Raw genomic sequence first — 24,557 nt, forward strand, 5'->3', positions numbered from 1 at the left:
GACACACCTTTTGTCTATGTTGAGATGAAGTCCAAACAGGGTCGAACTATAGCCCCAGCAGCTCACGTTTGGAAGCTTCCGGGTCATGGACCACCTCTACTTCATGATTGAATATCAGCGTAGCGCGATTATCTTCGTAGGCAGGCCAATTAACTCCCGATGTCTCAGGCTTGCCCTGCTTGGCAAACGAAATCCATGCATCCTGCACTTTACCTGCAAGTTTTACCGCGGCAGCATCCGGTTCGGCATTCATAAACTTCAATACAGGTAACGTATTAAAAGCAAAGAAGATATCGATACTATGGATTGATTTATGCAGCAGTGGATGCTCCGGCATCACCCAATCAAACCGATACATCCATACAGGTGCATGTTTCTGCTGAGCAGCCGCATATTGCACAGCCGAGCGCCAGAAGAACAGATCCGTCATCACCTGGGCCTGGCCATCTGCAGTTTTGGGATAATTGTCCGCAATGGCAGCCCGATTCTCCAGATCAGGTGTCATAAAATCAACAGCCTTCACCATATTGATCTCTTCGGAGTAAGGCACCTGAGGCTGAATGAACAACGAGCCTTCATGCAAAGTAGTTCCAATCAGTACAGGGATATCCTGTGCGGCTCCCTCTTCTACCGCCTGAAGAGGCGACTTCGGAAGTGTAACTCCATCCAGTACGGGCTGGAACAACAGGGCCATCCCTGCACCGCTTTGTTGTTTGACCGTCTCGCCAGCAGCGATGATTTGCTCCACTGGAATGGATTTGAGTTTATGCAGGTCATCCGGTGTTACACCCAGAACCTTCAGCATGCCATCACGAATGGCTGAAGCCTGCTCTGCTGGCATGACTTGTGAGGCTCCACTTTGCATAATGGCGCGGTGGAATAACCCTTTGGCTGCTGGCATCGCCATCAAAGCCGCAATACTCATGCTGCCCGCAGATTCTCCGAATACAGTGACGTTATGCGAATCACCGCCAAAAGCTTCGATGTTGTCCTGTACCCATTGCAGCGCAGCAATCTGATCCAGTAAACCCACATTAGATGCAAAACCATCTCCAAGCGGAGCCAAATGCAAGAACCCTAGCGGCCCCAGGCGATAGTTGATCGTCACGACGATAACGTCTCCCCGGAGGACAAGTTGTGTTCCATCGTACATGGGCTGGCTGCCAGCGCCTGAAACGAAAGATCCGCCATGAATCCATACCATTACGGGAAGTGGATCATGGCTTTCTTTTTCGGGTGCCCAGATATTCAGGTAAAGGCTATCTTCCGATTCCACCGGAGGCTGTCCAGATAGGCCCTCTGCTTGAGGATTTCTTGGCTGTATATTTTCAGGACCGAATTGTTTCGCCTCCCGAACTCCGTCCCACGACTCGGGTGGGATTGGAGCCTGAAAGCGTAATTCACCCACGGGTGGTGTAGCATAAGGAATGCCTTTCCATACACTCGCTCCATGCAGAAGCTCTCCTTGAACCGTGCCATATCTTGTGTTTACTTGAAGTTCCCTCATGCGCACATACATCCTCTCTACTGATCGATAGTTCCAGTTTAAGACTGGTATTGTTCAGATCTGGGTGTAACTTTGAGCTGATGAAATTCTGTCTCAAGGTTTATTAAATAACGTACACGAAGAATAATTTTGTATTGCTTCAACGCCCTTTCGTACGTACTGGCAGGCGCGTTTCCACTTATTTGAGTATAGATCTCCGCGATACCCATTTACAAGTTTGTCCAGATTCAAGTACCACTGCTACGTTTCACGTGGAACTTTTACAGCAATAATAAAGACTCCGCTTCATTTAACGAGCGAAGTCTTCTATTGCTGTCCTGCATATTCCATCAAATCACCCGATGTATGGATCAATTACCGCCGTTTACTTTTACCGGATAAGGAACCGTATATTCTGCGCCTTCAATCCAGCTCCCGGTTATATGATTACGTCCCTTAACGACAACCCGATCACGGTATACATCCACATGCAGACTCTCACTTCCCTCCAGATGCTCATCCTCATCCGTCCAGAGATAAGCTACAGAGGAAGCATTAAACATCGTTGGCAACTGTCCGCCACCTTCGTACATGGTACGCTGAGCCTCTAATTGCCAATGGGTGTGCCCAGAGAAGAGGATGACCTGCGGATAACGACTTAGCACAGCCTTTAATGCTGCGTCCTGACTCACGCCATACCAACCCTGTTCCTTCATGGAACCCGCGACTGTATCCATCAGTGGTTGATGGAGAAAGACAAAAATCGGATGCTCAGGTAATGTTTGCTCCGATAGTTTTGTTTCCAGCCATTGCAGTTGATCGGCAGACATATCACAATCTTTTGGATGAGGCTGCTCCGTTCCCAGGAAGATATAATGATACCCGTCGATCCAGTGGTCGTGATACGATCCGTTCATACCTGTGATTGCTGTAAAATCACTCAGCCGCTTCTGCCATAACTCTTCAATTGAGATGGAATTCTGGGGTTTTTCAATACCATGAGCCTCGACCTGGCCCATATCCCCTGAATGCCCCAACACCTGACCCACCTCGTGCTGGGTCATTGTGGTCAGGTTCAGCGGCGGATCTCCCCATAGAATGGCTCCAATATCATGATTGCCTACAGTGTAACGGATTTGAGGCAGTGATTCGCCGTGAGCCTCCAATATACGCTGCAACTCTTGGTATTCTTGAGGCAGTCCACGATCAGTCACATCGCCCACATGCATAATTCCGCTGCTGCCATGGCTATACGTTGCGATGTCTTCCAGCGCTTTCTCCAGATGACGGTTATGGATATGATCAGCCTGCTCTCTCACATGAGTATCTGTGATGACCTGGAAGCTGATTATCGGTTGTTCGTGTTTATTTTCATTTCCCATCAGGAATCACTCCATTTCAGTCCAATAATGCCAATCAGAATAAAGCCCATCCAGACGATCGACATCGCCTTCAGACGTTCACCCAGAAAGTAATGTCCCACGATCCCAATCAATGTAATGCCTACGCCCGACCAGATGGAATAAGCAACACCTAGCGGCATATACTTCACAGCAAAATTCAACAGGGTAAAGCTCGCTCCATAACAAGCAAACATAAGAATGGAAGGCCATACGCGGGTAAAACCATCCGAGACCCTCATCAGAATCGTACCGCTCAGCTCCAATCCAATCGCTAGGGCAAGTAGTATCCATCCCGTATACGAATGGTTCGTCATCGGTTTACCTCGACTTCCAGCAATTCATCAAACGAACGAACCGTAAGATCCGCGAGCTTGATATGAGCAGGTTCGCCGACAGCAATCTTCCAGGCAGCTCCGGCAGCACGAGCCATCTCCATATCACCATCCGTATCGCCGATCACGACAACTCTTGCAGTAGGTACACCCAGACGCTCACACGCCAGCAGCAACATGTCAGGAAACGGTTTTCCCCGTCCAACCTGATCCGTTCCTACAACTACGGTGAAAAAAGATTCAATCCCCATCCACTTCAAATGACTTAGGGCATTTTCTGTCTCATCCGCTGTGACGACACCCATTTTCAGTCCTTTGCTGCGACAGTGCTCAAGAAAGGCAAGAACGCCTGGGAGGGGCTGAGCAGGGCGCTCCTTATTCATTGCGTATTCTGCCTGCAGCAAACATTCCCTCACAATAATTTTCGCTTCCGCCCAGCTTAATCCTGCACGATAGCCATGCCAAGTTAATACGGCGTAGACTTCCTCCATCGTTCCCATGGCAAGGGGTCCTCGCACATCATAGCCGTTCATTCGTCCCTGCTCATCATGGAATGTTCCCCATATATGAGGAATCTCTACTGCATTGAACTGAAGGCCACGGGTAGCAAGCTCTTCCCGGAAGTTCTCCATCACGCAATCGGTCCAGAAGCCCCACATGGCTGTAAAATCAAGCAATGTCCCATCCTTGTCAAACAAAATAGCCTCAATTGGGGTAGAAAGGCTCCCAAGCGTTAATTCGGGCATTGGTTACGCTCCTTGTCTGCTGAATTACTAAGTCAGAAAAGCGGCACATGACTGCACCGCTCCTCTAAGTTAAACTTGTTTCCCTTGTTATTTCACGCGATCCAATTCTTTTTGAGCCTTTTCTTTGGCTTCTTTCAGCGCTTGTGCCGCTGGAATGTTATTAATCTGCACCTGATCTGCTGCATCCTTCAGTGCATCATTGATTTTGCCTCCGGTCGGGTCCTGGAACGGAGCCGAAGCATGGGAAGCCTGCTGCAGTGGAACCTTGATTTGCGGGTTCTCTTCACTGAACGTTTTGAAAGCAGGATCTTCTTGAGCAGATTGACGAACTGCAATGTAACCTGTGTTCATGGACCAAGCTGCTGTATTCACTGTTTCCGAGAAATACGTCAGCCATTTATAAGCTGCTTGTTGCTGTTCTGGACTCGCTTCGGCCGGGATACCTGCCATGATCGCACTCGCTACAGGTTTGCCTTGGCCTACACCTTCCCAGCCCGGTTGTTCCATGGCTGCAACGATGCTGAAATCGAGATCTCCCTGGTCACCGCTGGAACCGGTGTATCCAGCTGCTTTATTTTTCATGACATCATCAATGGTTTTGTACCAGTACTCCCAGCCTTGGCCGCCAAAATGAATACCCATGGTCTTGTCCTCATTAATCCACTTGCGGAACAGCTCCCACGTCTCTACCCATTCCGGTGAATCAATCGTTACGGTCTTGCCGTCATCACTCAGAATCTTCCCGCCTTTGCCCAGCACGGCGTCGATCATGTTATCGCTACCCCACATCGGCTCCCAGCCGTAGAAGGTTGTCTTGCCATTCTCCTGCTTGCTCATCTTCGCTGCCGCTTCAGCAAGTGCCTCCCATGTGGTCAGAGTGGCAGGATCGATATTATTATCTTTCAGCGCATCCATACGGTAATACATAATCTGAGTTGTTCCGTACATCGGTAAGAAATATTGCTTGCCGTCTACTTTTCCCTGCTCCAGGAAGGTTTGCACGTAATCTTCCTTGTTAAAGCTCTGATCGGCGGCGATCAGCTCATCCAGAGGTGCATAGTAGCCTTTGCGCGCCCAGTCGATATTGGAGCTTAGTACAGCGGCGGGTACTTTTTTCGAGGCAATGGCAGCCTGCAGTTTCTGTTCGGTCTCCGTGTAATCGGCTTGTACAATCCCTTTCACAACAACTTCGTTCTGGGATGCATTGAAGGCGTCAATCGTCTTCTTCATGTTATCTCCCAGGTTACCACCCAGACCATACCAGAACTCAATCTCGACCGGACTACTTGATGCAGAATCAGCTCCATTCGCAGCTACTGCATCTGAACCCGTGCCCGTGCCGCTATCGGCAGAGGAACCACACGCGGTGATCAGGGCAAAACTCGCAGCCAGTACCAGCGACATGCCCCCTCTCCACCTGAGCTTTAATTTGTTACGCCATTTCATACTCGCTTGACCCAATTTCATTTTGATTCCTCCTATATAAAGTATGTTGTGAAAATCAGTTCTTGTTCACGCCGGCAGTAATATTCACACTCTGCATGATCGTTTTCTGGGTAAACAGGAAAAGGATAAGCAGCGGTGCGATGGTAAAAGCACTGGCAGCCATGATCTGCGGCCATGCCAGACCGTAGGCTCCACCTTCCACGAAAAAGCTGCGCAGACCTGCGGATACCAGTTGCAGATTGGGGTCTTTGGTAATGAGCATCGGCCAGAAATAGTTGTTGTACTGGTCAATGAATGTAATCAACACCATCACGGCAAACGACGAACGAACCAGCGGCGTCATAATGGTCCACAGAATGCGAAAGTGCGACGCTCCATCCAACTGGCCGGCTTCCACCAATTCGTGGGATACCTGCATGAACGCCTGACGGATCAGGAAGATAGAGAACACACTGACACAGTTGGACACAATCAGTCCGGTATAGGAATCCAGTAATTTAAGTTCGCTGAGCACCAAATAACTGGGCAAATAAACGGCGGTACTCGGAATCATGTAGCCTACCAGAATCAGTCCGGTGAGTACCCCTTTTATACGAAAACGCATATGGGTGAGTGCATAGGCCATCATGCTGGAGTTAATGACCTGGATCAGACAGATCGCTGCCGCTACCCCTGTACTGTTCAGAATGTAACGGGCAAATGGAGCAGACTGCCACGCATCCACATAATTGTTCCAGCGGAACGTTTCGGGCCAGAAGGTTGGCGGGAACTGCCAGATCTCGTCATTGGTCTTTAAACCGCTAATGACCATCCAGTAGAACGGAAATGCCATCGTCAGACTCACCAGCACAAGCAGCAGATAGCGAAGTGCGGTAGCAAATCCTTTTCCTGCACGAGGGACCTTCCGTTTCTGCACTTCCTCACGACGATTATCTTTTCTTGTTTGGTTGCTTAGAGTGGTCATGTTCATCAATAGTGCACCAGGCGTCGGCCGAGCAGGAAAGATACTCCTGACAGCAGAACGCAGATCAGAATAATAACAACGGCGATGGAAGAAGCCTCGCCCACATTGAAGGACTCAAATGCAGATTGATAATACATGTAAAGCAGTGTTCTTGTTGATCCCGCTGGTCCCCCTTGCGTCATCACGTTGATCTGGTCGTAAGCCTGAAGCGACTGGATCGTCAGAATGATGGACAGGAAGAACGTGGTGGGTGAAATCAACGGCAGTGTAATGCTTCGGAACTTGTCCCAGCTGCCTGCCCCATCAATCGATGCCGCTTCAAGCAGATCGGATGGCAGGTTACGCAATGCGACCAGATAAAATACCATAGACCAGCCAATCGATTTCCACAGCGTGACGATGAGCACAGCTACCAGTGCCCAGTTCTGATCTTTCAGCCATCCGATCGGGGATATGCCGACCCAGCCAAGCAACAGGTTGGCCAGCCCCACTTCAGGTTCGAAAATCCATGACCACGCAATGGAGACTGCGACTGTCGGAGTCACCCAAGGGGAGAACAGCAGCGTCCGGAACAAGCCGGAGGACTTAATCTTGCTGTTCATGAGCATGGCCAGCGCCAATCCACCCACAATCGTAGGCAATACACTTCCAAAACCGAACAACAGCGTAACTTTTAATGAACGGTAAAATTCAGAATTGGTTAGCAGATAGCTGTAGTTATCCAAACCGACGAATAATTTGTCAGGACTCATGAAGTCCCAATCCGTAAAACTCAGATAAACAATGTATCCCAAAGGCCCCAGCCAGAAAATGAGTAATGGGATAAGGGCAGGAAGGGTGAAGAGAACCGCTTCTGTCTCCCTCCATAATTTCAAACGCAATTTGCACACTCCTAATCGTCCAAATTTTATTTAATTTCTCTAAAAATCATGTCTTCAAACTCCCTTTAATCTCTTCTGTACAAAAATGATTGTATAATACATTTGAAAAATGTAATTCCGGGTTATGTTAAAATAACGCGAGGTCATGTAAAATATGAAAAGGAAACAGGGAGTCCCATCCATATACTAGAGGTGAGATTGTGGGAAAAGAAGCTGCCGAGGACCAGAACCATTCGTCGTTGTCCTATCGGCCCGAGCTGAGGGAGAAAGTCATTGACGCCATTGCCAATACCATGGATCTGTATGGAGTCAATCATTCATTTGGTCAACTGTATGGCATTATGTATTTTGAGGATCGTCCCATGACGCTGGAAGAGATGAAAACGTCCATGAACATGAGCAAAAGTAATATGAGTTATGCTGTACGTTCGCTTACCGAATCTCAGATGATCTATAAATTGGAGGAAAAGCGGGAACGCCAGGATCAGTATCTGGCCGAAACCAACTTTTTCCGTACGTTTCAGAACTTCTTCGGGGCCAAGCTTCAACGGGAAATCGACGTGATGCAGGAAAGCCTTCGGGAGGTCATTCCGCAGTTATCGGAGATTATTCTCGCCAGAACAACTCCGCCGGAGGAACGGGAAGACGCTTTGCGGGATTTGCATAAACTTCAGCATGCGGAGCAGTATTATGAGTGGTTGCAGGGATTTGTAGATCAACTGCGGGATGGAGTTTTTTACAAAGACGCTCCACATGAAAGTGATTAAACACGCTAAGGAATCATATACGCCTTATTATGAATAGCATTCACTTCGTTCGTTAAACTAAAAAAGCCAACTCGGCGAGCAACGATGTGCTTGCTGAGCTGGCTTTAAATAATTTAAAGGGGAGCCCCGCCATGTTTTCATGGTTGGGCTCCCCTTTTGTTATAGATATGGTTATCTTATTTCTGTGCCGCAGCCTCAATGTCTGCAAAAGCCCAGTGTGTTGCAGGTACGTCTATAAAAGATGGCGTAGTTACGCCTGTTACCGGCGTCCGTTTGAACAGTACATTTAATACTTTCACGGCTTCAGCACGAGTCAGTTTGCTGTTCGGTTTAAATGTATCATCGTTATATCCGGTCATCAGGCCAGCCGATTGTACGTAGGCAATTGCATCGAAAGCCCAAAGGTCGGCGGACACATCTGTAAATCCAGCACCATCTGTTGCTTGTGTTGTGCTGCTTGATGCGTCTACGCTTTGTTGCTGTATCCAGCGGTATGCAATGGTCGCCATTTGTGCACGGGTAATCGAACCTTCGGGTGCAAATTGAGTGGCGTTCATACCGTTCATGATGCCTGCGGATTGCGCTTTTTGAATATCACTCGCTGCCCAATGGGTAGCATATACATCGTCGTAGTTTACAGCGTTCGAGGATGCAGTTCCCGCTTCATCAGACAGATTACGAGCCAGCATCGCTGCCATTTGCGCACGGGTTACGAATGCATCCGGACGGAAATCCGCACCAAAACCGTTGATATACGGGTTGTGCGAGCCTTGGGAAGCTTTCAGTCCATCCACCACAACGAGGGTAAACGTGCTGAATTTGTTAACTGTAAACTCGATGCCTTCACTGGAATCACTGAGCTTCACGAGCTTACCTTGAATCAACTCTTTCGTGCCGTCACTGTGTTCAATGTACACAGCCAGGTTGTTCAAAGCTTGCTGGCGTGCAGCCGGATCAGTTGGCAGACTGTCACGCAGCGGTAATGTCAGTGTTACTTCATGACTTTGCATATTCGTTTCAATCTCAACCGGACGAGCCAGTACTTTCACGTTTGAATTTGGAGTAATCTGTTGAATCAACTGCTCTTTCTTCGCACGTTCTTCCACTTCTTTACGCTCGGATTCCTTTTTCAACGGAACGACGCGGAAGTATAGATCCTGGTCGAATCCGGCAATCGACTTCGTTGGAACCGAGATAATAGCGTTCTCTGTGGAAATCTCAAGGTTAAGCCCACCATCGTTCAGCTGTTTCACCGCTGCTTTTGGCAGTTCAATGCGTGTCTCAGACACAGCATCTTTGGCGTCAGGGATGACAATGCGTGCAGTATTCATGTTTAATTGCTTCGCTTTTTCCACCGATTCCTTGGCAATCGCCTCAGACATCTTCACGAGGTCCTTAATCGTACCGTCTGCCTCGGTTGTACGTGTAATTGGCGTTTTGGTGAGGTTGGTGCCATTCGCTCCGTTCACGTCCACGACGATTTGTTCCTGCTTGGTCGTCGGTGTAGTCGTTACAGGTGTAGTCACTGACGATCCACCACCTGTGCTTCCACCCGTGGTTGGTGTTGAACCATTTCCGTTATTGCTATCGCCATTCGCCGTGAAGACAATCTTCACCGCACGTCCTGGCAATAAGTCACTGATGGCTTTGTAACGAACCCATACCGTTTTGTCACCACTAAAATCAAATTTCTGAATAGACGCAACATCAATCCAGTTCAGTTTGCCGTTAAGGGAGATCTCCATCGTGTCATCCAAGCCGGTTATCGTGTTGTTGATATCATTTCCCGTTACATTAGGGGCCGTAAAGAATTGGTTGATTACATATTGTAGATTCCCAACATCCTCGTAGCCGTCTTGTTCATTAAGCACCCATTCGGCGAGTTCTTTCTTGCCTTCCGGGCTGAGATCAGCTCTCTTCGATAAATCAAGTTCACCTGTAAGATTGAATTTGTATTGGTCAAAGAAATTGTGTCCGTTAAACTGTTCATTCATAGTTGTCTCAAGCCACTGATCCATTTGATCTATAGTGGTGGCTTCCTCAAGAGGCTGGAAAGGCATTGATAGCAGTGCCAGCAGAAAGCGCGGATCTGCAATCTCTACTTGAGCCTGTTTTGCAATGCGTTCCAATCCCAATAAATGCAGGTACTTAAAAGCGAAAATTGGTTTGTTTACTTCGCTTAATTGTAGATGATGATCTCCAACTTGACGAAGCATATCTGTCTCAGGGTCTTTAAAATGATCGGGTCCTTCAGACAGTTTCTGCGCAAATAGGTCCAGCTTGTCCTGAAGTACGCCCAACCCTCTCTGCTCCCAGATCAACTGAGCTTGTACAGCAAGCTCAATCATATATTGAACTTGTTCCTTATTTTCATAGTTTCTTTTGATATTATCAATCAGGAACCCAGCCACATAATCTTTGACCTGCTTAGATAAAGAATCATATTCATTGGGGAAATCAATACCTAATTCCTGGTTCTCCATAGCCAGACGCATAGCGTCTATATTTTTGTCGACCCTTGCAGTATTTACAGCAGCCAATGCATCAGCTTCATTGCCAGGGAAAAACTGATTAAACGCGATCTGAATGGCTTCAAAGCTGGTATATCCACCAATCGGTCTTTCAGTAAGCATATGATCAGCCAACTGCTCTTTCTGTTCTTGCGTCAGGTTATCCATTTTGCTTGTATCCAAAGCGAAGCTCGTTATCAGATTTCCTGGATTCGCTTCGTTATAAGTCAGAATATTCTCATGAATTGTATTCAATTTATCCAGTGACGTTACCATTTCCTCAGTCGTATTTGCACGATTAATGAAAGGTGTTTCTTCCACAACTGTGTCTATATCTCTCAAAACGCTTGAAATGGAAGATGTTTTTTTGAGTTTAAGTTCGTATAGATAAGCCGTTGTGCGTTTATCTACCTCGGAGGCAGTGCTATATGCAGCAATGAGTTGATAGAAATTAGCTTCAGCACTCGGAAAATCAAAATGAACTATTCTTTCTGCTTGCTTACTATACAGTTCATTAAGTGCAACTACTGCATTCGGTCCATCGATTTGGCGAGTCACTTCAAGAGCTTTCAGAGCTAATTGCACAAAGAACTCAACTTGCTCCTTGTTCTCATATCCTTTGCTTGTTGGCGCCTCGATATCTAATAAGTATTTTGCAATAGCCTCCTGATCTTCTACAGGCAAAGATTCAAAATCAGGCATACCAATGAATTGCTTATTACGAAGCAACAAAATAACATCTTGGATAAAGTCATTGCTGTTACCCCGGTCTGCTTTCTTTTTGAGCTCGTTATACTGGTCCAGTGCACTCAACTGCACAGTGAATTCGATTGATTGCATTTGATATGCAGTTTCCAAATTTCGATCTTTAACAACGACATTGAAATAGTACGTATCACCTTCTACTAAATTCGTGATTATTTTCGTAAATGTACCATCTGAAAGAGAAGCTGAGCCATTAATCCAGTCATCATCGTAGGCATGACCTGATGTTACGCTGATTTCTTCAATATTTTCAAGATCAGAATCATTGGATATGTAAACCTGGTAATTTACATCAGGTGGGGTAGAAGATCCGGATTCTGCATACTTCCATTGCAATTCGATTGAGTTCTCGTTTACATACTTTATCGTTAATAGACCATTATTTCCTGGTGTTAGATACGATGCTCCTGCACTTACCTTTCCTGCTGGTGCTGCTAACCATGGAGCTGCCAACACTAAAATGAGCAACATGCTAATTATTTTTCTGTATTGCATATACGCCTTCCTCCCTAATCTCACTTGTCGAAATATGGGCCTATTGTAGTACATAGCTCTGAACGAATTCTGAACATTCACTCCAATAAACGGAAAAAAATCCGGCCTGTAGGTGAAAAACAGGCCGGATTTCAAATATTTTTCGTCATTATTCATCATTTTTATTTCTGCATTTAATTATAGAGTCCTATATTCCATAAAATTTAAGATTCGTCCCTTTACTCATCCACCGCTCCTTGCCACAACAAACAGGTAGACGCATCAAATCATCGTATATCCGCCATCCACAAACAATGTGCTCCCTGTTGTAAATGTATTTGTCATAAGGTAAGTAACCGTATGTGCAATCTCCCCATTGTAGCCCACACGCTTGAGCACAGACAGCCTCTCATAGTCTTTAAAATGTTCACCGCGAGGTGTACCCTCCTGCCCCTCTCGCCAGATGGTTCCGGGGGACACGACATTCACGCGAACAGGCGCGAGCTCCACTGCAAGTGCTTTGCCCAGACTTTCAATCGCTCCGTTACACGCAGCGTAAGAGGCCCCGCCCTCCAGTGGGCGTTGGCTGAAGCCGCCCGACATTAACGTGATCGAACCCGAAGCTGATAGATACGAAGCTGCGTATTTGGCAGCAAAATATTGAGGCCAGAACTTGCCCTTGAAACAGCTTTCGGCCGTCTCTCGATCTGAAGTTAACGGACCACGGGTGTATGCAGCTCCAGGGGTGAACAGGTGATCGAATGCACCAACCTGATTGAAAAATTGTTCGATTTGCTTTTCATCCTGATTGTCCAATACGTACACTTCGATGGACACCGTGCCAGTCTTGCCTTTGCCTGCGACACGAGCAATCTGCTCCCTCGCTTCCTCTAGTCTGGTCTCCGATCGTCCCGCGATAACTACATGTGCACCAGCCTCAACAGCCTGGATTGCCGTTGCAAGTCCAATCCCAGAGCTTCCTCCTATAATCACGACACGTTTATTCTCCAATGTAAATGGACTCATTCTGCATCTTCCTCTCGTATAGCTGGATTTTTCGTTTTTCTAGCATTTTGTTCATTATTATCGAAAAGATTAGCCCTGAACAGTACGCAATTGAATCGTACCAGGTACGAAAATTCGTACTATTGGAACTAGATGACACAGTTATTCCTGCCCAATTAACATAGACAAAACATGCAGAACGCGAAGAAATCAGGTATGATGAAGTTAAATATAGTTGTTTAAATTGAGGTGAATACTATGGATTTACAGGAGCCACGCTTACAAGGTGTACTCGTTACGTTGGAAGCCATTAATGGTAAATGGAAACCGCTCATCCTGTTTATTTTATTGAAGGAAGGCACGAAGCGATTTGGTGAACTAAGACGCATGATTCCCGATGTAGCACAGGGCACGTTAACGAAACAGCTGCGCGAGCTGGAACAGGATCAGATTATTGTGCGCACTCTCTATGGCGATGTTCCACCGAAGGTCGAGTACAGCCTGTCCGCACACGGGCAGACGATTGGTACGCTGTTGGATGGCATGTGCGGCTGGGGCAAGGCGCATCTAGAATACTTGAACGGAACCCAGCAGATGATTAATGCGGAGAAATTAGCCGGGGACTCCCATAACGAGGCGAAAGCTGAATAAAAACTCATGCCTTCATCTCTGTTAGCAGACGGGACGCCAGTATTGCCATCTGTTATGAACAGGCTACGCCTCATAACCGAACCACAGAATGTTAAGAAATCAGACCCAATTTTAGCACTCTCGCAATATTCTCGGTTGTACGCTCCACATTCTCCGGGCCTTGGCGCAGAAGTTGTTCCAGATCAGCCGCCCCCGGCACAATACCGAACATTGCGTCAATACCTTCAGTGTACAATGTATCTATCCCTTCACCAACGTAACCTGCAATGGCGATAACCGGCTTGCCCGCTTCCTTGGCAGCACGCGCTACACCGTAAGGGGTCTTTCCAAATTTCGTTTGAAAATCAATGCCGCCTTCGCCCGTAAACACCACATCCGCATGTACCAGCTTGTCACGAAATCCAGTGTATTCAATGACAATTTCAATGCCTTTGCGCAACACAGCCTGTGTAAAAATCAAAAGCCCTGCGCCCAAACCACCTGCTGCGCCTGCACCCGGCACATCGCGCATATCCTTATTCAGCTGTTGCTTAACTACATCCGCATAATGGGAAAGATTCGCATCCAGCACCTGCACCATCTCCGTTGTAGCCCCCTTTTGTGGTCCAAACACCCGTGAAGCACCATGCTCTCCGCATAACGCATTAGTTACGTCACAGGCGACAATAAACTCCACATCCTGCAATCGCTCATCCAAGCCGGACACATCGATATGCTCCAATTGATCAAGTGCGCCGCCTCCACGTGCAAGTGGCTGCCCGTGTGCATCCAGAAACGTTGCGCCAAGCGCCTCGGCCATGCCTGTACCCCCATCGTTGGTCGCACTGCCACCAATTCCGATAATGATTTTGCGAATACCCTGATCCAGACACGCCCGAATCAGCTCTCCCGTGCCATAGGTTGACGTGCGAAGCGGGTTCCGACTTTCCTTGGTCAACAAATGAATGCCGCTCGCCGATGCCATCTCAATCGCCGCCGTTAACCCATCGCCCAGAATACCATACTGCGCTAGTACAGGCTGTCCCAGTGGCCCGCCCACCTCTCTCTGGTGAATTACGCCGCCAGAAGCATCCACCAGCGACTGCACTGTTCCTTCGCCTCCGTCAGCCATCGGTACATGAATATAGTTGGCGGTTGGGTAGATTTTACGCAATCCTTTCTCCATGGCCACACATACTTCTTTCGCTGTCATGCTCTCTTTAAATGAATCCGGTGCCAGTACAAATGTCGTCTCTCTCATCTTCTCCCACCCCATCCGTGTTATTAAAGGATAAACCTTTTTTGAACGCGCTTTCATTATAGTTACTGGTAAGCCAAATAAATATTGATGAACAGACGAAATTCATTGTGCACGTGCACAATGAATAATGGCAGGACCGAATATCCTGCCACCCATACACTAACGTGCTTCGCTGCTTCCTAGAGCAGCACACGGTGTTCCATTATATTTTTCATACTAATATGGGATTTGGATGGACCAAGCTTCACAAGCGAGTCTTGGAACTCTGCAAGCTCTTCAATGGTTGCCGTCTGTACCTTGATCAGATAGTTGTACTCACCGCTAATCCGATATAAATCCGTAACCTCAACAGCCTGTTCACAGAAGTGAACGAATTCCTCACAATGCTCTGTTTTGAGTAAAATAAACGTCGTTGTCCCACGATTTAGTTTGGACAAATCATAGATGGTTGAATATCCCGATATGACTCCGTTTTCCTCCAGTTTGAGAATTCTCTCCTTGACTGAAGGCTGGGACATGTTTACCTCTTTGCTAATCTGTACAATTGGCATGCGAGCATGGTGCTGCAGCAAACGCATAATCTGCTGGTCGATCTCATCTATAACATAACCCATTTGTAGACCCTCCCGAGAATCAGGCTAATTTAATAAGTTTTTTGGGATAAAAGAGCTTATATATCGCAACTCTCACTCCATTATATCCTTTGATATCGCATGGTTCCAATGCAGCGTTCCCTTTATACTTTAGAAAACAATCTGAAGAAGGAGTGATGAGCATGAGTGTAAACGGACTTGCTCACGTAGCCATTCAAGCACGTAATTATGAGGATACCCTCTCATTCTATACGAATGTATTAGGATTTAAAGTTGGTCACTCCTGGAGTCTGCCCGCCTTTCAAATTACTGAGGCGTGCATGCTGATCTCACCGGATCAACGGACCTGCATTGAACTGTTTGACCCCGGAGCCGTAATCGCGGCCGAAGGTGAACCAGCAGAGTCTCCCGAAGCAGTAAAACATGGGGCATTACTGCATTTCGCCTTTTACGTAGACCATGTGGAAGAGATCTACGAGCGAGCGCTTGCTCATGGTGCAAAACCATATATTCAACCCGATTGGATCTCACTTGGTGAGCCCCCACTTCAAGTTCGAAATGCGGTTGTGCATAGTCCAAATGGTGAAGTGATCGAATTCCTCGAAGAGGTTGATTTTGACCGTTCCTCTACACCATCGATCTAGCGTTACACAAACCGAACAGCCTGTTGCGCGGAAATCCGTGGCGGCAGGCTGTTTTATATTATGTTTTTTGAGTGATAAGAAAGCGAGCGCATGGTCTTAAGACATACTCCTTGCCCTCATTCACCCTTTTCAATTCCCGGCGTATAATCGCTTAACTTCCCTTCATACACCAACTGTAGTTGTTCACTTTGGCGAAAATCATCTGGGGTCACCAGCGCAGGCAGCTTGTTCCACAGCTTGATGCCTGAACGCTGCAGTATCTCGGCAACAAATTGCGAGCAAAAGTAGGAGTTGCTGAACTCTACTGGCTCCTTCAGCGTAATGCCAATCACACCAAGCAGATTGTACATATATTTCTGGCGGCTGCGGATGAAGATGTGCAGCACCCGTTTCATTTTTTCCACTTCACGCTCCGTCACCTGAAGCTCATAAATGACACATGTGGTATTTGGATATTTACTGTATGTACCTGTCTGAATATCTTCCTTCACAAACCCGCCATTCAGCGGATTGCTCGGATGCTTGCGACCGAAGCTGTACAGCTCGGATAATTCCCGGTCAAATGAGATGGAGGCATGATTGTATGGCGCTCTGGTGTAACTTTGAATGACTTTGGTAAACAACGTTCCCGTATTCGTAAGCAGGATATAGATGGAGCGTGGTTCTGTCATAACGAAATTTCCCCTTATCAAGTTGGCACTATTCCTTCATAATAACATAGGTACCCTATATTGGAATCTTACTTCTGGATAAGCAGGTGATTGTACTTGAGCAGTTCACTCTTTACCTTAACACTGATTTTTATTGCTTTATTGGTCATACATATCGTGTACAAAATCATTACGAAGCTTCAGCCGGATAAGGATTATTCGGGCATTGGCAACAAAATCAAAACCTGGTGGGGCATGTTTGTCATCTTCTGTCTCGCCACCCTCTTCAATCCGATTGTCTCCCTGATCTCCCTTATGGTACTCACCTTTTTCGCGCTGAAAGAGTACTTCTCCATGATCCGCAGCACCCGCAAAGCTGATCGCAGGTTGTTTCTATGGGCGTATCTGGCGATTCCGGTACAGTTCTACTGGATCTATATTGGATGGTATGGGATGTTTATCGTGTTTATTCCACTCTATGTCTTCCTGGTGCTGCCCCTGCCCCGTCTAATTAATAAGGGCACGGTTGGTTTCCTGCGCAGTGTCAGCTCGACGCAATGGGGATTAATGCTAATGGTATTTGGACTTAGTCATCTAGCCTACTTCCCGTTCGCAACACCGGAATATGGTTCAAAGCTGGTCCTGTTCCTGGTCGTATTAACCCAGCTGAATGATGTGGTGCATTATCTGGCCTCGCTCTATCTGGGCAAACGCAAAGTGGTGCCCACGGCCAATCCTTTTTTGACATGGGAAGGGTTCGCCTGTGCATTCGTTATAACCACCGCTGCCTCTTATTTCATTCATCCTTACCTGACTCCGTTTGATGCACGTTTCGCGCTTTTCATCGGTGTGTTGATCGCTCTGGCAGGGTTCTTCGGAAGTCTGACGGTTTCTGTTCTGAAGCGGGATTTGTTAATCGGGGATGACAATAAGTTCGATGCGTTGAAAAAAAGCTACCTGAGCCGGGTCGACAGCCTGACGTACACCTCTCCAGTCATGTTCCACGTGGTGCGTTATTTCTTCGACTTCATGTAGGAGCAGGTCCGTTATAGACACGAGAGCTGGACACACTCAGTCTACTAGAACAAAGCGTAAGCTTGCAGATCAATAAAAAGCAGCCTTGACGGCTGCTTTTACTCATTTATGGGAGAAATGAAGGCGCACGTATAATGTGTCTGTTTCATTTTCCATTTTTGAATTAACAGAAAGCACTGCACACGGTTATGATCTGCCTGATTATTTTAATTTAATTTCCTTCTCCGAGGTCACTTCTTTCCCCTCTTCATTGGTAAATACAAAAGTCGCTTTGCCGCGTTCACCCTTCATCTCATCCGAATAAATAAATCCGGAGAATTGCCCGTCACCACTGATATAAAACCCTTCTTTTCCATTCGCGCCATGCTCGATCGCTTCCTTGTAGGAATTCACAATCGTTACCGTGTTGGACGTCCAGCGCATCTCGGATAAAGCATAGCCCTCAGGAATTTGTTTTATCGCAAAATCAAAGCTATTGCCCTCGGACGGCTTATCCGTCTGGTCAATGACGATCATGACCTGTCCTGCCGTATCAGCGGAGGATTCCGATTGGGCCGTAGGCTTGCCTTCATTCCCACTTTCGTTCGCCTGATTATTGTTATTCTTCGCCTCCATATTGGGAACGGAACTATTTCCCGCTTCCTCTATGGGCTGCTTTGATTGTGGATAGGCGTGTTCCTGTACGGATTCGTTGTTGTTTTTTGCCCCACATGCGCTGGTCAACAGCAGAATACATAGAACAGACACCCAGAGAATAGATTTATTTTTATTAAGATTCATATTGGTACTCCCTCCATTTATCTAAAGTAACAAACCTTATGCATTCATCCAAAGAGAACTTTCCAATCAGCACCTTCTATAGTAATTACTACACCATATCGTCTCACATTAAGCTCCATATTATGTAAATGAGTACTAAATTCAATTCGTTAATACACTTCGATGAACCCTGAAATGTTGGCGTGTTACCCTGAAAGGGTCAAAAAAACATGCTATTTGAGGGGGTAAAAGGTTGAATCGCTTTGCTTTTATGATGCTCGTTATACTCGCCACTTCGCTTATGGGTTCATCCTTTGCTGTGGGCAAAATCGGATTGACTTATGTCTCACCCATTCTGCTGGTCGGCATTCGATTTACGCTCGCTGGAGGACTAATGGCGCTCTGGGTGCGAAATAAAAATCTTCCCGTGACCGCGCCTGACTGGCTCCGGTTGTTCGTCATCGGTCTGTTCCAGACGACGGGTGTGATGGCCTGCATTTTCCTGAGCATGCGCACTATTCCTTCCGGGCAGACATCCATTCTCACATTTACAAATCCGCTATTGGTAGTTCTTCTCGGGAGTGTATTTCTTGGTCTGAGATATAAGGTATACCAGTGGTTTGGGGTGCTCATCGGTATAACAGGAGTTTTCATCACGCTTGGTTTCCATCTTCAATTCTCCGGAGGAACGTTACTGGGTATGGGGTCTGCCTTGTCCTGGGCGATCGCTACCCTCTTGGTCAAACAATGGGGCTCACACTTCAGCACATGGGTGCTAACGGCATATCAGATGTTATTCGGCGGACTAACGCTGTTATTGCTCAGTTTTACCATGGAATCAACAAAACTCATCCTGAACACCACGTCCATAGGGGTGATTCTATATCTGGCGATCCTCGGTTCCATTGTGCAGTTCGCTACGTGGTATTACCTGTTAAGCAAGGGCGATCCGGGCCAGACAAGTGCGTTTCTGTTTCTTGCTCCATTTTTCGGGGTCTTATCCGGCTGGCTGCTTCTGGGCGAAGTCATTCGGAATTACGTCTATATGGGCGGGCTATGCATATTCCTGGGTATCTTTCTGGTAAACTGGACTGGACGAACAAATAATAAGAATGTATTGATGAAATAAAAATATTCATGCCTGATTTTCGGCGATGCCCTGCGCATCGTTTTTTTATAATATCAATAAGGATAAACTCTACTGATATAAGGACGTGCGCCCAATGATTTCTGCTGAACTGAAAGAACAATACTATGAGGCTCTGGTTGCCAAGGATTCGGAATACGAAGGTTTATTCTATGTAGGCGTCAAGACGACGGGTGTATTCTGCCGGCCTACATGCCCCGCGCGAAAACCAAAATTCGAAAACTGTGAATTCTACGAGACGGCGCAGCAGGCATTGCTTGCTTCGTATCGTCCTTGCCAGCGTTGCCGCCCGTTGTCTCATCCCAATCAGGTATCTGATGTGGTACGCGTATTGGTGGAAGCCGTGGAGAACCATCCGGAGAAACGCTGGAAAGGCCAGGACTTCAAGGCATTATCCATCGACGAATCGACGGCCAGACGTCAGTTCAAGAAGCGATTTGGCATGACCTTTGTGGAGTATGCCCGTGCCCGCCGTATGGGACTGGCCCTGAAAAATATTCGCTCCGGTCGTACGGTCATTGATGCCCAGCTGTCCACCGGCTACGAGTCTGGCAGCGGGTTCCGGGATGCCTTCTCGCGAATCATGGGCGCAGCGCCTACACAAGTAGATGAAGAACATGTATTGAAGGCGTCCTGGATCGACACACGTCTTGGACCCATGATGGCTGTAGCCGATGAGAAAGCATTATATCTGCTCGAATTCGTGGATCGAAGAGGTCTGGAGCGCGAGGTGGAACGATTGCGCAAACGAACGAAGTCAGCCATTGTACCTGGAGTAACAGATCCGATTCGTTCCATTGAACGGGAACTTGCACAGTATTTTGAAGGCACGCTAGCTGTATTCCATACCCCGTTGTTCTGGTTAGGAACACCATTCCAGAAGAGTGTATGGGAGCAATTGATTGCGATCCCGCCGGGGGAGACGAGGTCATATCAAGATATCGCGAATGCACTGGGTAAACCCACAACATGTCGAGCGGTAGCACAGGCCAACGGAGCTAATCAGCTAGCTATTGTTATTCCTTGTCACCGTGTGATCAATGCTAGTGGTGAACTGGGTGGATACGGAGGAGGCCTGACACGCAAAAACTGGCTTTTAACTCACGAGAAGCAGGGTAGCTGAGTACTCAATAGATAAGAAAAGAACGGCAAGTGATATGAAGGATACAGCTATGTAACGGAGGAGATAAGTCTTATGAGTACCCTACAAAAAAAAGCGTTGATGTTCCACCAATCCCATACCAAAGGCAATCCATTGGTTCTGGTCAATGTCTGGGATGCCGGGAGTGCACTCGCCATCCAATCTGCTGGAGCAGCAGCAATCGCTACTGGAAGCTGGTCTGTAGCTGCTGCCCACGGTGAACAAGATGGAGAAGCGATGCCATTCCAGCTGGTACTGGACAATCTGGCCCGGATTACAGCGAGCGTGGATTTGCCTGTTACTATCGATATTGAGGGAGGGTATGGCAGGTTGGCGTCAGAAGTGAAGGGAAATGTGAGCCAAGTGATCCATCACGGTGCGGTAGGAATTAATATTGAGGATCAGCTCCCCTCTGGCGCGGGACTGTACGCTGTGGAGGAGCAATGTCTGAGACTGTCGGCTGCCCAGGAAGCTGCGGAGCAGGCAGGCATTCCGCTGTTCATTAACGCCCGCACAGATATCTTTTTGCAAAATGCACCTGAACGACACAATCACCCTCTCCTGGAAGAAGCACTTATTCGCTCCAAGGCATATGCAGAAGCAGGCGCCAGTGGTCTGTTCGTTCCGGGCTTACAGAATCAACAACTGATTCAGGAATTGTGTGAACGTTCGTCGCTTCCGGTCAACGTGATGGTTACATCCCATGAACCTTCACCGAAACAACTTGCCGGGCTGGGTGTGGCACGCGTAAGTTATGGACCTTATCCTTATCTGCAAGCGATGGAACACCTGAAAGAACTGGGGCAAAGTATTCTATCTGGAAATTAACAGAAAGGCGCGCTTCTCATTTTCCACTAGAAGGAAGCGCACTTTTCCACGATATTCATTTAATGCTACTATTACAAGCGATCATCTATGATGTGAATCCTCAAACAGGTGCTATACTGCGCCTGTTTTTTGATGCTTATCTTTTCACCTATGTATGTTATAATCACCACTACCCAACACTAACAGGAGGAAAATATGCTTAACGTTGAACAAAAGCTTGAAGTGCTACAATCGTATCCCCAACTGCAACGCAAAGATGTTTCTCTCGGCCGTGTTAATTTCCACTACGAAGAAAGTGCGTACGAGAAAAAGATCGTTGCTCTCCATATTCATCCTAACGGTAACGGTTATATCTATGCAGGGCTGCTGCCCAACTATGAGACAGATAATAAAGGATTCGTCAATATTCGTGATTACTCCGAAGCAGATCTACGCACATTGTTAGATGAAACGATTAAAGCAATGTCAACCAATCCCAACGCAGTAGAATCAGAAGAGCCAGAACAAGCCAAAGCTGCTCCTACATTGGCTACAACCTCTACCGGTGGCGGAACATGGGTCGATGAAGATGGACATACACTTACTTTAAAATATGAAGATGACATGTGGTATGTGTATTCCGGTGTTAATCTGGATATGGCTTTCGAAACGCGTAGCGAAGCAGGCGAGTATCTCAAAGAAGAAGGATTCAAACCACAAGCTCAAGCTTAACTCATACAAAAAAACACGAGGCGTGTATGTACGCACTCGTGTTTTTCTGATCTTATCAATCTTTTCTGCCTTTCATTGTAAGCGGTGCATTCTTCATCATGGGGTACGTGCTCAGAAGCAAAGCACCTCCAATGACTCCCAGAGCAGTGAACAATGTCATGCGATTGACTCCCGCAATCCACAACATAAACTCACTAAGATCGGTCAAAGTAAATACCAGCGTGACGATTAAGCTAAATCCAAAGAACAGACTGAAAAAATTGCGCATCCCCAATCTGATCCAACAGACGGTTGAAAAGATGGACAGTCCCAGCACGAGAAAACCAATCATCAGATCGATCCACAAATAGGAGAAAAAATGATATTCGCTTGAGTACAGCATGCCTGGTTGATAAAAGGTTACGCGAAGTGTTCCATATTCAAGGAGAAGATGCGTAATAAAATAGATTATATTCAGGATGGTAATTGTGCCTATGACCATCCAAACCGAAATGATATAGAAGGATTTCATGAACTGAATGCGTGTACTCCCTATACCTATCGCAACCGGAAACAAGGTAACGATTCCCGCAATCGCAAAAGCACAGATCCCTCCATACATTGGACCACAAAGTTGTGTAGTATAAGCAATATCGAAGATGAATCCAATGGCCAGATAGACTACAGTAAGCATAAGGGTGATGAAGGAGAAGATCATCAAATACCAGCGCATATCATCCAGAATCAGCCGATTCGTACCTTTCACCGAGTTCATCGCTTAATCCCCTCCTGATTACGCGTCCTGTTAACCAAATAATCCTGTAATGTCGCCTTCTCAATGGAAAGCCCCTGCGTATGAGCGATGTCTTTCCACGTTTTCGAGTATGGCTCATCAATCATCACTTTCAAGGTCGATCCCATCTGGGAAGATTCTATGACCTTCACGTCTGCGGTGACTCGATTGATATCTTCTATTCTCCCTGTTAGAAGAACTCCTTTTTCGCGCATCTCTTCCATCGACTGATTAAACAACACTTCCCCTGCTTGCAGAACGATAAGGGACTCACATAAAGGCTGAATTTCCTCAATATGATGGCTTGATATTAGAATTAGACGCGGGTTATCTTCATAAGTCTCCAGTAAAGCATTGTAGAAATATTTACGTTTCTCAGCATCAAGTCCATTGGTGGGCTCATCAAGAATCGTTACCCTTGCGTTACTGGCAAGACCCAATATCATCTGAGCGGCGGTCTTCATGCCTTTTGAGAATTTGACGATCTTCTTCTTCTCTGGTAATTCGAAGATGTCGATTAGTTGCTCGGCAAGAGCCTGATTCCACTGAGGATGGAAGTATTGACCGAATCGAACCATGTCCTTGATCGTCCAATTTCTACCCAGGGGATGGTTCTCCTGGATATAACACAGGTTCTCCTGCGCAGCCAAGTTATTGTATGGATCCTGGCCCATCACTTGAATGGTTCCAGCATCAGGTCGGTTATGGCCTGCGAGTAGACTCATCAGGGTTGTTTTGCCGGCACCGTTTCTTCCCCACATTGCACTGATGATCGGCTCATTTTCATGCAAAGTAACGTTGTTCAGAACCGGCGTTTTTGTTTTCTGATAGCTGTAGTTCATCTGCTCGATATGAATCATAACTCACTCTCCTTATCCTTCTTGCCGCGAATCAAATCAATAATCATATCCTCATTCATGTGAATCCGTCTGGCCTCTTCAAGTAAAGGTTTAATATATTCCTCGTAGAAATGCTGTTTTCGCTCAACAAGCAACGCTTCCCTGGCTCCCTTCGCAACAAACATTCCAACACCCCGCTGTTTGTAAATGATACCTTTGTCCACGAGCATTTGAAGCCCTTTGCGTGCCGTGGCTGGATTAATATTGTAAAAGCGAGAGAGCTCATTGGTAGACGGAACCTGTTCCTCTACCTTCAATCTGCCGTCTACAATGTCATCCATAATCATCATGGATATCTGATGAAAAATGGGCTGAGATTCATCCAAATTCGATTTCATGCGATTCCAACTTTCATTCATCGTTAATTAGTTAGTCGGTTAGTTACTCATGTGACTAACTATAGTATACGGAAACCAATATGTAAATAGGCGAACCACTAATTAATCAAATTTTTCATTTTGGCTCGATTGTATTGATTAATAAGACCGTCCAGAACTACAGATTGCTGGATGACTTCAGGATGAAGCAAACTTCCGTATTCCGACTGCAAGCGGTGAAGCTGTTGTCTGGCTTCTTCGATCTGTGACATTAACTCCAGGCAATCCATAGTATCCCTCCTTTTTGTCATATTTTAGTTTATTATGCCAATCGATAGGCCGCAAGGGGTACGACATACTTATTCTTCCACCAGACGCAAAAAAAGACGCC

25 protein-coding genes are annotated in these 24,557 nt (G+C 46.8%); 8 read left to right on the forward strand and 17 right to left on the reverse strand.

The window, feature by feature from the left end:
- Positions 1 to 46: 46 nt before the first annotated feature.
- From PTQ21_RS04370 to PTQ21_RS04400, 7 genes are all read right to left on the reverse strand, one after another.
- Positions 47 to 1,507, reverse strand: a complete 1,461-nt coding sequence (locus tag PTQ21_RS04370) for a carboxylesterase/lipase family protein (RefSeq protein WP_274568949.1) — start codon at positions 1,505 to 1,507, stop codon at positions 47 to 49.
- Positions 1,508 to 1,857: 350 nt separating this feature from the next.
- The gene (locus PTQ21_RS04375) at positions 1,858 to 2,868 is read right to left on the reverse strand and encodes a metallophosphoesterase family protein (protein ID WP_274568950.1); all 1,011 of its coding nucleotides are present in this window, start codon (positions 2,866 to 2,868) and stop codon (positions 1,858 to 1,860) included.
- Complete coding sequence (locus PTQ21_RS04380) at positions 2,868 to 3,203, reverse strand: DMT family transporter (RefSeq protein ID WP_274568951.1); 336 nt, start codon at positions 3,201 to 3,203, stop codon at positions 2,868 to 2,870. Before PTQ21_RS04380 ends, PTQ21_RS04375 begins: the two co-directional genes overlap by 1 nt.
- On the reverse strand, positions 3,200 to 3,967 hold the full coding sequence (locus PTQ21_RS04385; RefSeq protein WP_274568952.1) for an HAD family hydrolase: 768 nt from the start codon (positions 3,965 to 3,967) through the stop codon (positions 3,200 to 3,202). The genes PTQ21_RS04380 and PTQ21_RS04385 overlap by 4 nt, the downstream gene beginning before the upstream one ends.
- Before the next feature lie 87 nt (positions 3,968 to 4,054).
- Positions 4,055 to 5,434 carry an ABC transporter substrate-binding protein gene (locus PTQ21_RS04390; protein ID WP_079697534.1) on the reverse strand — a complete coding sequence of 460 codons (1,380 nt, stop codon included), beginning with the start codon at positions 5,432 to 5,434 and terminating at the stop codon, positions 4,055 to 4,057.
- A gap of 34 nt (positions 5,435 to 5,468) precedes the next feature.
- Complete coding sequence (locus PTQ21_RS04395) at positions 5,469 to 6,383, reverse strand: carbohydrate ABC transporter permease (RefSeq protein ID WP_244552135.1); 915 nt, start codon at positions 6,381 to 6,383, stop codon at positions 5,469 to 5,471.
- Positions 6,383 to 7,258 carry a carbohydrate ABC transporter permease gene (locus tag PTQ21_RS04400; protein ID WP_274568955.1) on the reverse strand — a complete coding sequence of 292 codons (876 nt, stop codon included), beginning with the start codon at positions 7,256 to 7,258 and terminating at the stop codon, positions 6,383 to 6,385. Before PTQ21_RS04400 ends, PTQ21_RS04395 begins: the two co-directional genes overlap by 1 nt.
- Positions 7,259 to 7,458: 200 nt before the next feature.
- Between PTQ21_RS04400 and PTQ21_RS04405 the strand changes: the two genes are divergently transcribed.
- The gene (locus tag PTQ21_RS04405) at positions 7,459 to 8,025 is read left to right on the forward strand and encodes a GbsR/MarR family transcriptional regulator (protein ID WP_072733846.1); all 567 of its coding nucleotides are present in this window, start codon (positions 7,459 to 7,461) and stop codon (positions 8,023 to 8,025) included.
- 176 nt (positions 8,026 to 8,201) lie between these two features.
- Here PTQ21_RS04405 and PTQ21_RS04410 read toward each other — a convergent pair whose 3' ends face one another.
- On the reverse strand, positions 8,202 to 11,771 hold the full coding sequence (locus PTQ21_RS04410; protein WP_274568956.1) for an S-layer homology domain-containing protein: 3,570 nt from the start codon (positions 11,769 to 11,771) through the stop codon (positions 8,202 to 8,204).
- Positions 11,772 to 12,056: 285 nt separating this feature from the next.
- Positions 12,057 to 12,800 carry an SDR family oxidoreductase gene (locus PTQ21_RS04415; protein ID WP_274568957.1) on the reverse strand — a complete coding sequence of 248 codons (744 nt, stop codon included), beginning with the start codon at positions 12,798 to 12,800 and terminating at the stop codon, positions 12,057 to 12,059.
- A 237-nt stretch (positions 12,801 to 13,037) separates the two neighbouring features.
- Here PTQ21_RS04415 and PTQ21_RS04420 point away from each other — a divergent pair, with 237 nt between their 5' ends.
- Positions 13,038 to 13,430 (forward strand): winged helix-turn-helix transcriptional regulator, encoded by a 393-nt coding sequence (locus tag PTQ21_RS04420; protein ID WP_274570440.1) that lies wholly within the window; start codon positions 13,038 to 13,040, stop codon positions 13,428 to 13,430.
- Between the two features lie 91 nt (positions 13,431 to 13,521).
- On the opposite strand, the gene PTQ21_RS04425 is transcribed toward PTQ21_RS04420, so the two are convergent.
- Positions 13,522 to 14,670, reverse strand: coding sequence for a glycerate kinase family protein (locus PTQ21_RS04425; protein ID WP_274568958.1), 1,149 nt, complete (start codon positions 14,668 to 14,670; stop codon positions 13,522 to 13,524).
- A gap of 179 nt (positions 14,671 to 14,849) precedes the next feature.
- The gene (locus PTQ21_RS04430) at positions 14,850 to 15,284 is read right to left on the reverse strand and encodes an Lrp/AsnC family transcriptional regulator (RefSeq protein WP_063565856.1); all 435 of its coding nucleotides are present in this window, start codon (positions 15,282 to 15,284) and stop codon (positions 14,850 to 14,852) included.
- A gap of 161 nt (positions 15,285 to 15,445) precedes the next feature.
- Between PTQ21_RS04430 and PTQ21_RS04435 the strand changes: the two genes are divergently transcribed.
- Positions 15,446 to 15,907, forward strand: coding sequence for a VOC family protein (locus tag PTQ21_RS04435; protein ID WP_072733851.1), 462 nt, complete (start codon positions 15,446 to 15,448; stop codon positions 15,905 to 15,907).
- Positions 15,908 to 16,023: 116 nt separating this feature from the next.
- Here PTQ21_RS04435 and PTQ21_RS04440 read toward each other — a convergent pair whose 3' ends face one another.
- Positions 16,024 to 16,578, reverse strand: coding sequence for a C40 family peptidase (locus tag PTQ21_RS04440; RefSeq protein ID WP_072733852.1), 555 nt, complete (start codon positions 16,576 to 16,578; stop codon positions 16,024 to 16,026).
- A gap of 96 nt (positions 16,579 to 16,674) precedes the next feature.
- On the opposite strand from PTQ21_RS04440, the gene PTQ21_RS04445 reads away from it, so the two are divergent.
- Positions 16,675 to 17,592 (forward strand): phosphatidate cytidylyltransferase, encoded by a 918-nt coding sequence (locus tag PTQ21_RS04445; RefSeq protein WP_090809290.1) that lies wholly within the window; start codon positions 16,675 to 16,677, stop codon positions 17,590 to 17,592.
- Positions 17,593 to 17,793: 201 nt separating this feature from the next.
- Here PTQ21_RS04445 and PTQ21_RS04450 read toward each other — a convergent pair whose 3' ends face one another.
- Positions 17,794 to 18,372 carry a hypothetical protein gene (locus PTQ21_RS04450; protein WP_090809292.1) on the reverse strand — a complete coding sequence of 193 codons (579 nt, stop codon included), beginning with the start codon at positions 18,370 to 18,372 and terminating at the stop codon, positions 17,794 to 17,796.
- Positions 18,373 to 18,604: 232 nt separating this feature from the next.
- Here PTQ21_RS04450 and PTQ21_RS04455 point away from each other — a divergent pair, with 232 nt between their 5' ends.
- The 4 genes from PTQ21_RS04455 to PTQ21_RS04470 all read left to right on the forward strand — a co-directional run bounded on the left by PTQ21_RS04455 (position 18,605) and on the right by PTQ21_RS04470 (position 22,178).
- Positions 18,605 to 19,480 (forward strand): DMT family transporter, encoded by an 876-nt coding sequence (locus PTQ21_RS04455; protein WP_090809294.1) that lies wholly within the window; start codon positions 18,605 to 18,607, stop codon positions 19,478 to 19,480.
- A gap of 94 nt (positions 19,481 to 19,574) precedes the next feature.
- Positions 19,575 to 20,621: a bifunctional transcriptional activator/DNA repair enzyme AdaA gene (locus PTQ21_RS04460; RefSeq protein ID WP_274568962.1), complete on the forward strand. Its 1,047-nt coding sequence runs from the start codon at positions 19,575 to 19,577 to the stop codon at positions 20,619 to 20,621.
- A 72-nt stretch (positions 20,622 to 20,693) separates the two neighbouring features.
- On the forward strand, positions 20,694 to 21,467 hold the full coding sequence (locus PTQ21_RS04465; RefSeq protein WP_090809296.1) for an isocitrate lyase/PEP mutase family protein: 774 nt from the start codon (positions 20,694 to 20,696) through the stop codon (positions 21,465 to 21,467).
- 195 nt (positions 21,468 to 21,662) lie between these two features.
- Positions 21,663 to 22,178, forward strand: coding sequence for a hypothetical protein (locus tag PTQ21_RS04470; protein ID WP_072733858.1), 516 nt, complete (start codon positions 21,663 to 21,665; stop codon positions 22,176 to 22,178).
- A gap of 55 nt (positions 22,179 to 22,233) precedes the next feature.
- On the opposite strand, the gene PTQ21_RS04475 is transcribed toward PTQ21_RS04470, so the two are convergent.
- From PTQ21_RS04475 to PTQ21_RS04490, 4 genes are all read right to left on the reverse strand, one after another.
- Positions 22,234 to 22,932 (reverse strand): hypothetical protein, encoded by a 699-nt coding sequence (locus PTQ21_RS04475; protein WP_064641594.1) that lies wholly within the window; start codon positions 22,930 to 22,932, stop codon positions 22,234 to 22,236.
- On the reverse strand, positions 22,929 to 23,810 hold the full coding sequence (locus tag PTQ21_RS04480) for an ATP-binding cassette domain-containing protein (protein WP_064641593.1): 882 nt from the start codon (positions 23,808 to 23,810) through the stop codon (positions 22,929 to 22,931). Before PTQ21_RS04480 ends, PTQ21_RS04475 begins: the two co-directional genes overlap by 4 nt.
- On the reverse strand, positions 23,807 to 24,187 hold the full coding sequence (locus tag PTQ21_RS04485; RefSeq protein ID WP_063565917.1) for a GntR family transcriptional regulator: 381 nt from the start codon (positions 24,185 to 24,187) through the stop codon (positions 23,807 to 23,809). Before PTQ21_RS04485 ends, PTQ21_RS04480 begins: the two co-directional genes overlap by 4 nt.
- Positions 24,188 to 24,285: 98 nt before the next feature.
- Entirely contained in the window at positions 24,286 to 24,438 is a 153-nt protein-coding gene (locus tag PTQ21_RS04490; protein ID WP_274568964.1) for an aspartyl-phosphate phosphatase Spo0E family protein, read from the reverse strand.
- Between the last annotated feature and the right edge of the window lie 119 nt (positions 24,439 to 24,557).

The organism is Paenibacillus marchantiae (assembly GCF_028771845.1).
Taxonomy (GTDB): Bacteria; Bacillota; Bacilli; order Paenibacillales; family Paenibacillaceae; genus Paenibacillus; species Paenibacillus marchantiae.

What these genes read in the sequence shown, in the direction of transcription:
- PTQ21_RS04370 (WP_274568949.1), bottom strand. Translation starts at nt 1,507, where the DNA reads ATGAGGGAACTTCAAGTAAACACAAGATATGGCACGGTTCAAGGAGAG.
- PTQ21_RS04375 (WP_274568950.1), bottom strand. Translation starts at nt 2,868, where the DNA reads ATGGGAAATGAAAATAAACACGAACAACCGATAATCAGCTTCCAGGTC.
- PTQ21_RS04380 (WP_274568951.1), bottom strand. Translation starts at nt 3,203, where the DNA reads ATGACGAACCATTCGTATACGGGATGGATACTACTTGCCCTAGCGATT.
- PTQ21_RS04385 (WP_274568952.1), bottom strand. Translation starts at nt 3,967, where the DNA reads ATGCCCGAATTAACGCTTGGGAGCCTTTCTACCCCAATTGAGGCTATT.
- PTQ21_RS04390 (WP_079697534.1), bottom strand. Translation starts at nt 5,434, where the DNA reads ATGAAATTGGGTCAAGCGAGTATGAAATGGCGTAACAAATTAAAGCTC.
- PTQ21_RS04395 (WP_244552135.1), bottom strand. Translation starts at nt 6,383, where the DNA reads ATGAACATGACCACTCTAAGCAACCAAACAAGAAAAGATAATCGTCGT.
- PTQ21_RS04410 (WP_274568956.1), bottom strand. Translation starts at nt 11,771, where the DNA reads ATGTTGCTCATTTTAGTGTTGGCAGCTCCATGGTTAGCAGCACCAGCA.
- PTQ21_RS04415 (WP_274568957.1), bottom strand. Translation starts at nt 12,800, where the DNA reads ATGAGTCCATTTACATTGGAGAATAAACGTGTCGTGATTATAGGAGGA.
- PTQ21_RS04420 (WP_274570440.1), top strand. Translation starts at nt 13,038, where the DNA reads ATGGATTTACAGGAGCCACGCTTACAAGGTGTACTCGTTACGTTGGAA.
- PTQ21_RS04425 (WP_274568958.1), bottom strand. Translation starts at nt 14,670, where the DNA reads ATGAGAGAGACGACATTTGTACTGGCACCGGATTCATTTAAAGAGAGC.
- PTQ21_RS04430 (WP_063565856.1), bottom strand. Translation starts at nt 15,284, where the DNA reads ATGGGTTATGTTATAGATGAGATCGACCAGCAGATTATGCGTTTGCTG.
- PTQ21_RS04435 (WP_072733851.1), top strand. Translation starts at nt 15,446, where the DNA reads ATGAGTGTAAACGGACTTGCTCACGTAGCCATTCAAGCACGTAATTAT.
- PTQ21_RS04440 (WP_072733852.1), bottom strand. Translation starts at nt 16,578, where the DNA reads ATGACAGAACCACGCTCCATCTATATCCTGCTTACGAATACGGGAACG.
- PTQ21_RS04450 (WP_090809292.1), bottom strand. Translation starts at nt 18,372, where the DNA reads ATGAATCTTAATAAAAATAAATCTATTCTCTGGGTGTCTGTTCTATGT.
- PTQ21_RS04460 (WP_274568962.1), top strand. Translation starts at nt 19,575, where the DNA reads ATGATTTCTGCTGAACTGAAAGAACAATACTATGAGGCTCTGGTTGCC.
- PTQ21_RS04465 (WP_090809296.1), top strand. Translation starts at nt 20,694, where the DNA reads ATGAGTACCCTACAAAAAAAAGCGTTGATGTTCCACCAATCCCATACC.
- PTQ21_RS04470 (WP_072733858.1), top strand. Translation starts at nt 21,663, where the DNA reads ATGCTTAACGTTGAACAAAAGCTTGAAGTGCTACAATCGTATCCCCAA.
- PTQ21_RS04475 (WP_064641594.1), bottom strand. Translation starts at nt 22,932, where the DNA reads ATGAACTCGGTGAAAGGTACGAATCGGCTGATTCTGGATGATATGCGC.
- PTQ21_RS04480 (WP_064641593.1), bottom strand. Translation starts at nt 23,810, where the DNA reads ATGATTCATATCGAGCAGATGAACTACAGCTATCAGAAAACAAAAACG.
- PTQ21_RS04485 (WP_063565917.1), bottom strand. Translation starts at nt 24,187, where the DNA reads ATGAAATCGAATTTGGATGAATCTCAGCCCATTTTTCATCAGATATCC.
- PTQ21_RS04490 (WP_274568964.1), bottom strand. Translation starts at nt 24,438, where the DNA reads ATGTCACAGATCGAAGAAGCCAGACAACAGCTTCACCGCTTGCAGTCG.